This is a genomic window from Akkermansia massiliensis (assembly GCF_023516715.1).
Classification (GTDB): domain Bacteria; phylum Verrucomicrobiota; class Verrucomicrobiia; order Verrucomicrobiales; family Akkermansiaceae; genus Akkermansia; species Akkermansia massiliensis.
The window spans coordinates 45,923-58,765 of sequence record NZ_JAMGSI010000001.1 but is presented as its reverse complement, the minus strand read 5'-3'; the positions used below and the strand labels follow the sequence as shown (position 1 = coordinate 58,765).

Sequence of the window (12,843 nt, the reverse complement as noted above, 5' to 3'; positions counted from 1 at the left end):
AATGTGCTGGCGGCGCAGGCTGTTCCTTTTGGCGGAGGATGCGGCCAGCCTCCGTACAACGCCGGAGGAAAGGGAAAAATGCCCGGCTCCCTTTCTGGAAGTAAACTTTGAAAAAACCATAAACAACTCTCTGTTAACTGAATCTTCCCGTGATATAATCCTCCGTTTCTTTCATGGAAGGATTGGAAAAAATCTTCTCCGTGGAATCAAACTCCACCAGCCTTCCCAGCATGAAAAAACCGGTCAGGTCGGAAACGCGGGTGGCCTGCTGCATGTTGTGGGTAACTACGATGATGGTGAACTCCTCCTTGAGCCGGTGCATCAGCTCTTCCACCCGTACCGTGGCAATGGGGTCCAGGGCGGAACAAGGTTCGTCCATCAGCAGGATGCGAGGCTTCACGGCAATGGAACGGGCGATGCACAGGCGCTGCTGCTGTCCCCCGGAAAGGCCGTTGGCGGAAGCATGCAGGCGGTCCTTCACTTCATCCCATAAGGCGGCATGCCTCAGGCTTTCCTCCACCGCTTCATCCAGAATGCCGCGGTTCCTTACCCCCGCCAGCTTCAATCCGTAGGAAACGTTCTCATAAATGGTCATCGGGAAGGGATTGGACTTCTGGAAAACCATCCCCACCTCCCGGCGCAAATGGATGGGGTCCAGGGACGGGGAAGTCACGTCCACCCCGTCAATGCGGATGGAGCCGCCCGTGACGCGGGCCTCCGGAATGCGGTCATTCATCCGGTTGATGCAGCGCAGCAGCGTGGACTTTCCACATCCGGAAGGGCCGATGAACGCCGTCACCCGGTTCCTGGGAACCTTCATGGTGACATGGAACAGGGATTGCTTGCTCCCATAACAAAAATCCAGGGAATCCACCTCTACGGCGGTCTGGTCGGCGGCGGCTGGATGCGGAGTCATGTTCGGTCAAATGGCGCGTCCTGCGCCGTTGACCGCATGGTATCCCAAAAACGAAGCTCCAGGTCTACTACGGGTTTGTGACAATTTCTTAACCTGGCTTTTTGAGAAAAAGAAAAACACGCAGCGGATTTAGAATCCGTTTACTTTTAATTGACTATAAAACTAAATGAGTGTGAATGCAAAAACACGTTTGGTCTTTTCTTTTTAGAGATACGTTTTTACTTGCAAAACGAGAACTATTTTTCTTGCCCGGAAAGAACTATTTTGTATGTTGATATGACGTGCCGGAAAACCTATTGGCAGCAGCTTTGCGTCTCCCAGTTTTTATAATAGATTTTAATAATTTTCAGGAAAATTACGATGAAAAGAACAATTCCGCAAACCCAAAGATTTAAACATATAAGCAAGGGTTTTGCCCTGATTGCCACCATCACCCTGATGATGCTCCTGGCCCTCCTCAGCGTTGGCCTTCTTACCATTGCATCCTCACAGGTCCGCATTTCCGAAAAACAGCTCTTTGCCGCGGAGGCCAAATCCCTCGCCAGGTTTTCCCTGGAAGTGGCCCTCGGGCAGCTCCAGTGTGAGCTGGGACCCGACCAGCGCGTTTCCGCCAACTCGGGCATCCTTTCCTCCGGCGCCAGCGAAGGCAACGCCCCGTACATCCTGGGCGTCTGGAACAGCTGGGACACCTGGCTCAACAAGACTAACTCCCAGGGCATGAACATTTCTTCCACCTACGATACGGGAAGAAAGTCCATGTTCCGCCGCTGGCTCATTTCCGACCCGGACCTGCGCAGGCTCAGCACGCTGGAAGCGGGCAAAAGCCTGCTGGGCAAACGTTCCCTTACCAACCAGAATTTCCGCAGTGTCGCCTTGGTGGACCATGGCACGGTGGGAACGCCCGTAGGCGCCAAGAACCAGGACAAAAAGGAAATCTACGCCCGCATGGTGCGTGTGGACGATTCATCCAAAACCATTGGCCTTAAAAGAAATTCCAGCGTGCGTAAATACATTGCGTGGTGGGTAACGGGAGAAAACCAGAAGGCGCGCATCAACCTGATGCCGCATGCCTCGGAAGAAAGCACGGATGCCCTGACGGTGATGCGCTCCACGTGGGACACGCCCGGTCCCGATTTGGAGCCCCTCAACCTTTCTTCCATGATGGCATCGAGTTCCGGAAACGACATGTCCACAGTCAGAAAACTCATCTCCCTTGATACGATACTGGCTAACAGTAAAAACGGCCGGCTGAAAGACTTGGGAGAGGTGTACCATGACATCTCCCTGGTTTCTTCCAGTCTCTTGACGGATTCTAAATTCGGTGGATTGAAAAAAGACCTGAACATCATGTTTTCACAGGAAAAACTGCCTGAAGATTTCCGTGGAGACACCTCTGATATCGGCCTCCGCCCGTACACGTCAGAGGACGGCAGCCCAACCGAGCAGAACCGCCCGATCGGTTCCTGGAACCAGCTCTACCTGTGGGCCAACGTGTGGGACTCCTCCACGAAGAGGGACGGACAAGATTCTTCCGCCGCCCTGCAATGGGACGGCCGCTCCCCCAGCACATTGATTGCGGCTGATGCCGCCGCAAACATGGAAATGATGGACAACCGCTACACGTACATGCGCCATCCCATCCTGCTGCGCTTCTACTCCTTCGTAGGGATTCAGTACGTCAAACGCGAGGCCCAGCACGGAGCCCGCGGAGGCCATATTGACGTGCGCGTTTCCGTGATCCCGGTGTATGTCTGGTGGAACCCGTATAACGTGGACATGAAATTCCAGGGAGCGGAAGGCGGTCCCTGGGGCTCTTTCTTCGGAGAGCACCGCTACATGCCGCTCATGCAGACCAATAATTATGGCCGCATGCAAGGCAATCTGATCGAAAACTGGGATCCCTCTACGGCCACCTATTCAGAATCACCCTTTTCCCCGTATTCCCCCAACGACGGCTATAACAACCGCCAGATTGCCGACTTTGGAGCCTCCTTCCGGAAAACGTCGCAATTAACCTCGGGAGGGGTAGGAAAAGCCGGGGAGCCTTCCACGCTCAAAGCGGGCGAAATCGTCATTTTCGCCCATCCCGTCGTCGAACGGATCGAACACGGCAACATGGTCACGCAATCCAAGGCAAACAAGAACGATGTGCGCGTGGACAACTTTGCTTTCAAGGAAGGCTGGGACCAGAGCCCCGGACAGGTCAGTTCCTATGCTATCAACCAGGCTGACGGCATTCAGTACCAGTATCTTTCCGGCAGCGGTTATGAAGACAGGGGAACGGCCATGATGTCCATCAAATTTGCGGAAACGCTGGACGATCTCAATTACACGCCTAACAGCGTTGTTCTCTGCACCAAGTATACAGACGAATTTTCCTCCAGTTCCAACAAACTCGGTTCCATCGTCATGGTTTCCGGCATCATGGATCCCAAGCAAATTGGCAAAGCAGGGAATTTAACCGCAAACACCGGAGCAGACATGAATGTTTTCTCCAAAGCCATGCCCTCTATTCTGAACCTGAACTGGGGCGCGTGGGAAAAACCCCTGCTTGACCAGGTCAAACTGCCTGCGGACATGTTCCTGGACAATGAAGGACCGGACGACAACCTGAAACGCCGCGGCAAATACGGCAGTGCGGCCCAGGATTCCACCTTCGTGGCCTACTACGGAGTATCGGTCAAATGGGGCAAGCCTCCGGTGATCGGAGCCTACCCGGAAGGCAAGGACTACCGCGCCAAGACATGGCAGCACTCCAGCCCTCTCTTCTGGGGTGGGCAGATGCCCACCGCCTCCGAGCTCGGACGCCTCTACAGCCCCTACCAGTTTGAAGTCAAAAACGCCAACAGCGACTTCTTCCCCATCACCATCTCCAACATCCTCTCCAACGACGGCACCAGGCTCTCCCCCTTCGGCGGACCGGGCGCCGAGCAGGTCAACAAGATCGTGGCCGCGGAACTCCCCTTCCAGCAGCCCTCCAGCCTCGCCGGCTTCGCAGGCTGCCGCCTCACCCCGGGATGGTACAGGAGCGACTCCAAGGCGGCCGTCGCCAAGCGCTTCGCCTACCAGTCCGGCGTGCCGGGCGTGGGGATCGGCAACGCTTTTGCCGACCCCATGCTCCCGCCCGACAAGGTCTTCTCCCACAATGAAATCATGGGAGACGCCTCCCTGGGCGACTTCTGGGACCACGGCCTGATGGTCAACGACGCCCTCTGGGACTCCTGGTTCGCCTCCTCCCTGGCCGCGCGCCCCTCCAGCATCGGAGGCACGGGCAGGGAGGAACTTAAAACCGTGCTTCAACAGGCCTTCTCCACGGACGCCTCCTCCAACAAGGCCGCCGGCATTGCCAACAGGCGCTTCGTGCCCGACCTCCAGGGCAAGCCCTCCGAGGCCGTCGTCGAAGAACTCTCCAAGACCGACGAAGGCTACAAGCACGCCTCCAAGTACCTCACCGTGGCCGGGGGCTTCAACGTCAACTCCACCTCCCAGCGCGCCTGGGAAGCCACCCTGCTTGGGCTCAAAAAGCGCAAGCTCCTCTACTCCCGGAGCGGGACCCCCTCCGTGCTCAACAACAGCCAGACGGCCTTCTCCCGCTTCGGGGTGGCCAGCAGCGACAAGTCCCACGTGGACGACTACGGCTCGGTGGGCGTAACCCAGGGCATCCCGGACGGGGAGGCCATGGCGTGGTCCGACCTCAGAACGCTCAGCGACTCGCAGATCAAGTCCCTGGCCCGGAACATGGTCCAGGAGGTCAAGAAGAGGGGCCCCTTCCTGAACATGTCCGACTTCGTCAACCGCCGCCTGCAGAGCGGGGAGATGGGGGTGAAGGGGGCGCTTCAGGCGGCCATCGACGAAAGCTCCATCAACAGCACCTTTGACGAACTCTCCGACATGGTCATCACGCCCAAGGGAGGGTACCCGAACCAGGACGCGGCCAAGGGATCGGTGTACACGGCGGCGCCCGGCTACCTGATCCAGTCCGACGTGCTGGCGGTGCTGGGCAATATTTTAACGACGCGCGACGACACGTTTACGATCCGGGCCTACGGGGAGCTGACCAACCGCGAGGGTGTGGTGCTGTCGCGGGCGTGGTGCGAGGCGGTGGTGCAGAGGGGGATCAACTACGTGGACCCGGTGGACAGCCCGGAGACGCCGGTCAAGAAGATCAACATGAAGAGCGGAGCGCTGGAGGAGACGGAGCTGAGCGCGGTGAACAAGGCGTTCGGGAGGAAGTTCAACATCGTCTCCTTCCGCTGGCTGTCTCCCGAGGAGGTGTAATAAAAGAGAGAGTTCTTTTTCTTCTTCCCGGCCAGCGCCGCTTCCCATCCACGGGGAGCGGCTCTTTTTGTGCTTAAGGGGAGGGAGGAAAAGCAAGATAGGGGTTATAAGGTTTATAGGGGTAATAGGGATAATGGGGGGGGTGCAATTATAGACGCATATTTTTTAAGTGAGCCTCCATTTGAGAATTACGAAAAATATAAATCTGCAAGTACGAGGCCGGCTTGCTGACATGTTTACTATCCAGAAAGAGAAGGAACGTCTTTTGTTCGAGGAACTTACAAGGCAGCCAATTAAAGAAAACAGGCCTTCTGAAATCCTGGCAAAATGGGCCTTTGCGGATTTCAAGCCGCGGGGGCCTGCATCTTTTATCCCGAACCTCCGAAAGAGGGTTTCTATCATTCCATGTAACCACCCCCGGCATGAGAATTATTCCACTGCATTCCAGAGCAGTTTTTATGTGAAGCGGGAACGGCTTTTTCACGAAATCCATCGCGACAGACAGACCAGTGCAGAGACTTCTGCATTTTTGCTCGATGGGGAAGACCTCAACGAACGAATTTTCAGGCTTTTCCCGAAGGCGAAAAAGTGAAAAGTTGTAAAGCGGATATTATTTTACTCTCCTTGCCGTTATTTAAAAGAGCCAAAGACAAGGTACAGCCCACATTCCATAGGGACGTCATTAACCCGCTTCTATAAACGTTATCCACCACTTATTTTTTAAGCTCAGCAACAGCCACTTCATGCAATATGTCAAATTCAGCAGGAGCAATTTCAGCAAGCAGTTTCATATGCTCCTGTTTCCGTGCCTATATCAAGCATATTCCGGCCACTTACACATAGTTTGCGATTGATGATTTTATCGTAAAATTCCTGCGGATAAATATCACGGAACATTGCACAGGATGCCGAAGTTCCGCCCCAGTCAAATGCTTTTCCTCCGCAGATGTCTTTATCTCACTTTTTCCGCCAAGAGGGCCCTTCCCACAAAACGCATCTTACCCGGCCAAGGCGAATAACCAAGGCTTCCTATCCTTTAAATGCAATTATTTTCCTGTGGAGATGTCACATAACTTGTTTTTCATCATTACTCCATGTACCTGCACATAAGCCATTTTATTCATTCAGATACTATTTTACCCTGTGCAGATGAGGTCATGCGTAACAGAAATGCTGAATCCGCAGGCTTTCCCGGCAGAAAAAGGGGGCCAATTACCGCTGGAATTTTCTATTTTTTATCTTCAACATCCCTACTTTGAGCTTGCACGGCCTTCCTCATTCCTGTACTTCACAAGGGATATAAAGTCCATCAAGGCTTGCGTCCGTACCCTGTTGCACGCCCCGATGGATTCAGCCTGCTGCATTCTCTCCCGCAAGACTGTCCGTCAAGGGTCCATGCGCCGGCCAAAAGCCCCCTTTTATTTTTCACTCCCCCGAATATATGCGCATTTTACCCATCCTCGCCTTTACCTGCCTTCTCGGAAGCGTTTCTTTCGTCCATGGACAGACCCGCACTCCTTCCAAGCCGGAGCCGGCTAAACCGGAAACGAACGCCCCGGCGGCTGATACCGTGGACAAGTCCCTCTCCCCCGCCGCCGTCAACGGCATCCGGTTTGTCCTTAAGACGCCCATGCCCCTCCCCTCTCCCATTTACATGCCCATTGATTCCAAAAGGCTGGAGAAAGTGGAAATCCGCGCCGCCCTTCCCGGACGCCGCAGCGTTTATCCCAGGAGCAAGATTATTACCCTGTTCGGTGGCCTGGACCAGAAGGGGATGCCGACCAACAAGCTTGTCAGCAAGCCCCTTCCGACCGACCTTGGCCCCAAAACCCTGGCGCTGGTAGGCAAGAACAGCAGCGGAGAGTTTACCCTGGATTTTATCAATGAAGCGGAACTTCCGCTTAATTGCGTTTACATTCAGAATCTGACCGGGCGCACCTTCACTCTGGAGCTTCCCAAGCCCCCCGCGGGAGAAAAGAGCGCCATTGAATTGCCCAGCAAGTCCATTTACATTTTCGGCAAGGACTCTACGGACAGCAACGTTTCCCGCACCACTGCCGCCAATTTGACGTACATGACTCGTTTGAAGAACGGCAAAGTCGTGAAGGTGAAGGACAGGGGCATGATGCTGACCACCTACCCCGGGCGGAAAGTAGTGATGATCATTTCCCCGGATTCCACCGGACGCACCGTCGTTCTAACGGAGCTGATGATTTTCAAGGAAAAACCGGTGGCAGCCTCTTCGGGCAAGTAAGTTTTCCCCCTCAGCCTCCGGCAATACGGGGGCGAAAGATATTCAAGAGCCGGAAACCAATCCGGTTTATTCGGAAAAACGGGCATTACTGCCCGTTTTTTTACGCCATCATCCCATCCTGCCGCCATTCCCGGTGAATAAAATGCTCCGCGTTTTCCCGGCAGGAGAAATTGCCGCCGCCATTTAGTTTCCTCATGCGGCAACCCATTCCTCCGGGACAACAACGGCACGATTCCCACAAGAGAAGGAAGTAAAAACAGCAGGTAAGGCAGAAAGTTCCTCCCGGTCAAAACCGGACGGCATGAAGAGCACGAAGATGCCTCGAATACTCCAGGCTCCCGGGCGGTTCATCTCTTCACCTCCCGGAAACCAACCGAGCTTAATAGACCTTAGGCACCAGTCCCTGGCGGCTCATCTTGTCCTCCACCTTGCGGCGGTTTTCCTCCAAGCGCCGTGCGTCATAGGAGTCGTCCACAGGCTGGGCATCCGGAATGTTTTCTCCGCGGCCGGCCTGGTACTGCTGCACCTGCGGAAGCACCCCTTCCACCAGTTCCCGGCATATCCAGGAGGGGAGAATGTAGGTTTCCGTACGTCCGGCGCGGCTCAGGGCCAGCCCCACAAATTTTCCGTTAACGTCAATGACCGGGCATCCGGCGCGTTCCGGGAACAACGTCATGTCCGACTGGATGACCAGCGGGAATTCGTCCCGCTTCAGGCTCATCCGGTTGCCCATGGAGTTCATCATGTCCAGGCGCTTCTGGGGGAATTTCATCACTTTGGGCCTGGGGCCCGTGAGGAGCTTCCCTTCAACCACCTGATCCCGGCGCTTCACTTCCACGGGAACCGTCTCACCGGGGCGCACCCCGACCATGGCGGCACGGATGGAGTACATGCCGTCCACCGGCTTCCCATTCAGCTTCATCAGCACATCGCCGGCCAGCAAACCGCTGCGGTGCGCTCCGCTTCCGGCCTCCACGCCGCCGATCATGACTCCCTCCCCGTCCCAGCGGGGATCGGAAACGATGCCCAGGTAAGGCTGGTCGTCCGCCCGCAGGCTGCGCTGCGCCACGGAAACAACCCCGAAGTCACTGACATGCCCCGTGGGGGACACGGCCGCAATCACGTCCCCTTCCTGCGCCTGCACGTAGGAGTTCAGGTCAATGGGGGGAGCGGGAAGCCCCGGGACGTCCATCATCAGCAGATCGTGTTCCGGCAGGGCAAAGAGCACCTTGGCGTCATACACCCGTCCGGAAGAGTCCACCAGCATGACCGGCCGCCGTTCCTTCTGAAGGTCGCTCAACTTGGTAAGCACTTTCCCTTTCCCCACCACCGTTCCCAGGGCCACCTGGGTATTGCCGGCCACCAGCGCCACCACGGACTGCCCCACAGGTACAGCCACCTTGTCCCATTCCCGGAAGATTTCCTTGGCCTGGCTATCCAGCACGATTTTGTCCTCCGGGGCTATCATCTGGTCCGGAGGGAGCGGGGACGCTATTTCCTGGGCACACGCGGAAGCCGCCGCGAATGCCGCCCATAAGTATTTCATGATCATCCTTGAGTTTGTTCCTGGTATTTCAGGCCGGACATCAGATCGCCGCGCCTGCCGAATGTAAGATCCGCCTTGTAGGCCGTACCTTTCCTCACCACTACCACCGGAACGGTTTCCCCGGGACGGTGCCTGCCCAGCTCACGGAGCATGTCCCGCACGGAACGGAGGCTGCGGCTGTCCATGTGGGTGATGACGTCCCCCGGCTTGATGCCCGCGGTATCCGCCGGAGAGTTGACCACCACGTCTTCCACTACCACTCCGTCCACGCCCAGCACGTCCATCATGGCAAATCCCAATACGGGGGATTCCGGGTCAGCCATGGGATGAAGTCCAAGCTGGCCCCAGTGCCGCCCGGAGAGCAGCTTGTCCCAGTCCCTCCGGAATACGGAGACGGGGACATGGTTGTTGATTTTCAACATGGGGCCGATGGAGGAATGAATGCCCACCAGTTTGCCGGACAGGTCAAAGAGAGGGCCGCCGGAATCCCCGCCGATGAGCGTGCATTCCGAGATGAGAAAGCGCTGTTTTCCGTCCGTGCACAGCCTTCCCATGCGGATGGGCGCGCGGCGTTCCGGGTCAAAGCCCTTGGAATGGCCCAGGGCCACCACAAAGTCCCCCACATGCAGGCCGTCGGATTCCCCCAGTTCCACATGGGGATAATTTCCGCCGTCCATGATCTGCACCATGGCGGCGTCCCGCGTAAAGTTGGCCCCCAGCACGCGCCCCTTGACTACGCGCCCGTCGGCAAAAACCACGCGCATGATTTCATCGCCGCCCACCACGTGGGCCGCCGTCAGGATGAGCCCCTGCGGAGTGACAATCACGCCGCTGCCCGTCTCCCCCCCGTCGGAAACCAGCGCTACCGTAGCGGCCGTGACCCTGGAAGCCACCTGATGCACATGCTTCTGCAAGTCCGCCATGGAAGAGACATTCCCCGCAAGACTCATTCCTCCTAACAACAGGGACACAAGCCCCCCAACGACCAAGTAATAAAAACTCGTCATCCTGAATGCTGATATCATGAAATTATCGATAATCGAATGATAGGACATATCCTACCAGATAAACGTTCAAACCGGTACGAATTTGTCTAAGGATTGCGACATGACGCTCCATCTTTTGCTTAGACCATTCCGGTTGTTTATGATAAAATTCCCTCACGGATGGGTTTAAACGACAAATCACGGAAACGAAATGCCGGCTCCTGGCGGGAACGCATCCAGGACGGTGAGGCGGCTTCCCGTCCCCAAACGGAACGCAAAAAAAGGCCTGCGCCCCGTCCGTCCTATCCCGGGCTGCCGCAGGAAGATCCCGGTCCGGCAGTCATTCCCGGCCCCACCCGCAGAACAAGAAATTCCCGCAGCGGTTCTTCCCGGCATGACACACCGCCCCCGCGCCCGCGGCGCGCTGCCCGTCCGGCTCCGCAGGAGGAGTATGAGGACTACCCTGAAGCGGAAGGAGAATCCCGTTCCGCACGCGCAGGAAGGCCGCGCAAGCCGCGCTTCACGATTTTCGGCGCCCTGCTGTTTGTCCTGCTGATGCCGTTCCGCTTCATCGGCTCCCTGACGCGGAATATCCGCTGGTTCATCAGCTGGCCCCTGCGCATCCTGCTGGGGTGCTGCTTCGTCGGCATTGTAATCGGTTCCATCCTGGTGTTCCTTTACGGAACCATTTCCAACCGCTATGACATTTCCGAGGTCAAGAGCAACATTCCGGAACGCACGGTGATTCTGGACCGCAAGAACCGGACCATCGGCACCCTGCACGGGGAAAACCGCAAGCGGGTGTCCCTCCGGGAAGTCCCCCCCATTTTCATCGACGCCCTGATTCTGCGTGAGGACAACCGCTTTTACGACCACGGCGGCGTGGACTGGATAGGCGTGGGCCGCGCCTTCGCACAGGTGCTCAAGCACAAGAGGGCCACGCAGGGAGCTTCCACGCTGACCATGCAGCTCGCCAAGATCACTTACAACCACCGGGAGCGCAACCTGCATTCCAAGCTGACGGAGGTGGCTCTGGCAAAGCGCATTGAAGCCACCTACACGAAGGATGAGATTCTGGAGACCTACATCAACCGCATTTTCTGGGGACACACTTTCCTGGGGATTGCGGCGGCGGCGCGCGGGTATTATGACAAGGAGCCCCGCGACCTGTCCCTGGCGGAATGCGCCACGCTGGCCGGCATCATTTACGGCCCGAATGATTTTTCCCCCATCAAACACCCGGAGGAAGCCAAAAAAGTGCGCGACATCGTCCTGGGACTGTTGAAAAACGAGGGCAAGATCACGGAGGTGCAGTATCAGGCGGCCCTGGCGGAACCCATCGTCACCCGGACTCCCCAGTCCCGGTCGGAGGAGAATTACGCCATGGACCTTGTGCGCCGGGAACTGGACGCCATTCTGGAAGAAGAAGACATCCGCCTGGGCGGTCTGGTGGTCCACACCACGCTGGACCTGGATTTGCAGAACGCCACGCTGGACGCCATCAACAAGCATATGGAAGCGCTGGAAGCGCGCAAGGATTTCAAGAAGCACCTGGCGTCCCTGCAAGCCAAACGTGAGAAGAAGGGAATCCTGAAGAACAAGCTGACCACCAAGGCAGAATATGAAGCAGCCCTGGCCGCCTGGAAGGCGCTGCCCGCGGAACGGAAGGAGGGAATGCAGCCTCCCATGCCCAATTACATCCAGTCCGCCGCCGTAGTCATGGACAACGCCACGGGGGCCCTCCTCGCCGTCGTCGGCGGACGGGATGCGGAGGAATCCAAGCTGAACCGCGCCATCCAGTCCAGAAGGCAGACCGGCTCCCTGTTCAAGCCGTTCATTTACGCCACGTTTTTCCAGCAGGGCAATTCCGCGGACACCCGCATTTCAGACGACCGGATCGCCTACGGGGAAGTACGCGGAGCCGCCAACTGGTCCCCCCGCAATTCGGACGGCACGTACCGGGGCATGAAGCCGGCCTCCTTCGGCCTCATCCTTTCCCGCAACACCATGTCCGTGCGCATCGGCAACCGGGCCGGGCTGTCCAACGTCATCCAGTCCGCCCAACTGGCGGGCTTCCACGGGAATATTTCCCGCACCCCGGCTCTTTACCTGGGCACGTGGGAGGCCTCCCCGCTGGACATCGCCAGCGCCTACAGCGTCTTCGCCAACGGCGGCGTGCGCCCCACTCCGTACATCATTGACCACATTACGGATTCCCAGGGCCAGCCGCGCTTCGCCATCACCAAGAGCAAGCGCACCGTGTATTCCCAGCGGGCGGCCAACATCACCTCCTCCATCCTCCAGCAGGTCTGCAAACCCGGCGGCACGGCGGGCAGGATCACCGCGCTGGGCTTCAAGTCCCCCTGCGGCGGCAAGACCGGGACCACGAACAATTACACGAACGCGTGGTTTGCCGGATATACTTCCAATCTCACGTGCAGCGTATGGGTGGGGTTTGACTCCTCCACCAAGATTCTGGAGAAAGGCTACGGCGGCACGCTGGCCCTTCCCGTCTGGGTGGACATCATGCTGGCCGCCCAGAAGGAGGGCTACCCCGCCAACGCCATCCGCACGCGGCCCGGTTCGGAAGGACAGGCCGTGCTCGTCTGCCGGGAGTCCAACCAACTGGCCCATTCCGGCTGCCAGTATGCCAAGACGGCGTATTTTGAAACTTCCGCCGGCTACCAGGCCCCCACCAGGATGTGTGAAAAGCACATCCCCATGGCGGAACCGGATACAGAAGAGAATATTCCCTATGCGGAGCCGCTGGACGGCAGCGACGACAATATTCCCCTGGCCGAACCCGTAGAAGAAACGGACGCCATCCCCTACGCCACCCCCATCTGATTGCCTTACCCTTCTT

Annotated in this window: 7 protein-coding genes; 4 read left to right on the top strand and 3 right to left on the bottom strand. The window is 57.4% G+C overall.

All coding sequences use genetic code 11. The annotated features are described in order from the left end of the window. Positions 1-133: 133 nt before the first annotated feature. Positions 134-916, bottom strand: coding sequence for a phosphate ABC transporter ATP-binding protein PstB (gene pstB / locus M8N44_RS00240; RefSeq protein ID WP_102721019.1), 783 nt, complete (start codon positions 914-916; stop codon positions 134-136). A 360-nt stretch (positions 917-1,276) separates the two neighbouring features. Between pstB and M8N44_RS00235 the strand changes: the two genes are divergently transcribed. The 3 genes from M8N44_RS00235 to M8N44_RS00225 all read left to right on the top strand — a co-directional run bounded on the left by M8N44_RS00235 (position 1,277) and on the right by M8N44_RS00225 (position 7,448). Beyond that, positions 1,277-5,194, top strand: a complete 3,918-nt coding sequence (locus tag M8N44_RS00235; RefSeq protein WP_215709429.1) for a hypothetical protein — start codon at positions 1,277-1,279, stop codon at positions 5,192-5,194. 232 nt (positions 5,195-5,426) lie between these two features. Next, the gene (locus M8N44_RS00230; RefSeq protein WP_102729056.1) at positions 5,427-5,786 is read left to right on the top strand and encodes a hypothetical protein; all 360 of its coding nucleotides are present in this window, start codon (positions 5,427-5,429) and stop codon (positions 5,784-5,786) included. Between the two features lie 849 nt (positions 5,787-6,635). Beyond that, entirely contained in the window at positions 6,636-7,448 is an 813-nt protein-coding gene (locus M8N44_RS00225) for a hypothetical protein (RefSeq protein ID WP_022395928.1), read from the top strand. 379 nt (positions 7,449-7,827) lie between these two features. Here the strand turns inward: M8N44_RS00225 and M8N44_RS00220 are convergent, their stop codons facing one another. Both M8N44_RS00220 and M8N44_RS00215 read right to left on the bottom strand, forming a co-directional pair. Next, on the bottom strand, positions 7,828-8,994 hold the full coding sequence (locus M8N44_RS00220) for a PDZ domain-containing protein (protein ID WP_180971141.1): 1,167 nt from the start codon (positions 8,992-8,994) through the stop codon (positions 7,828-7,830). A gap of 2 nt (positions 8,995-8,996) precedes the next feature. Next, positions 8,997-9,944 (bottom strand): S1C family serine protease, encoded by a 948-nt coding sequence (locus tag M8N44_RS00215; RefSeq protein ID WP_180971762.1) that lies wholly within the window; start codon positions 9,942-9,944, stop codon positions 8,997-8,999. A gap of 216 nt (positions 9,945-10,160) precedes the next feature. Between M8N44_RS00215 and M8N44_RS00210 the strand changes: the two genes are divergently transcribed. Further along, positions 10,161-12,827 carry a transglycosylase domain-containing protein gene (locus tag M8N44_RS00210; protein WP_102729057.1) on the top strand — a complete coding sequence of 889 codons (2,667 nt, stop codon included), beginning with the start codon at positions 10,161-10,163 and terminating at the stop codon, positions 12,825-12,827. The last annotated feature ends 16 nt before the right edge of the window (positions 12,828-12,843 follow it).

Excerpts from the sequence above, each read along its gene's own strand:
- M8N44_RS00215 (WP_180971762.1), bottom strand. The coding sequence starts at position 9,944 with ATGAGTCTTGCGGGGAATGTCTCTTCCATGGCGGACTTGCAGAAGCAT.
- M8N44_RS00220 (WP_180971141.1), bottom strand. The coding sequence starts at position 8,994 with ATGAAATACTTATGGGCGGCATTCGCGGCGGCTTCCGCGTGTGCCCAG.
- pstB (WP_102721019.1), bottom strand. The coding sequence starts at position 916 with ATGACTCCGCATCCAGCCGCCGCCGACCAGACCGCCGTAGAGGTGGAT.
- M8N44_RS00230 (WP_102729056.1), top strand. The coding sequence starts at position 5,427 with ATGTTTACTATCCAGAAAGAGAAGGAACGTCTTTTGTTCGAGGAACTT.
- M8N44_RS00235 (WP_215709429.1), top strand. The coding sequence starts at position 1,277 with ATGAAAAGAACAATTCCGCAAACCCAAAGATTTAAACATATAAGCAAG.
- M8N44_RS00210 (WP_102729057.1), top strand. The coding sequence starts at position 10,161 with ATGGGTTTAAACGACAAATCACGGAAACGAAATGCCGGCTCCTGGCGG.
- M8N44_RS00225 (WP_022395928.1), top strand. The coding sequence starts at position 6,636 with ATGCGCATTTTACCCATCCTCGCCTTTACCTGCCTTCTCGGAAGCGTT.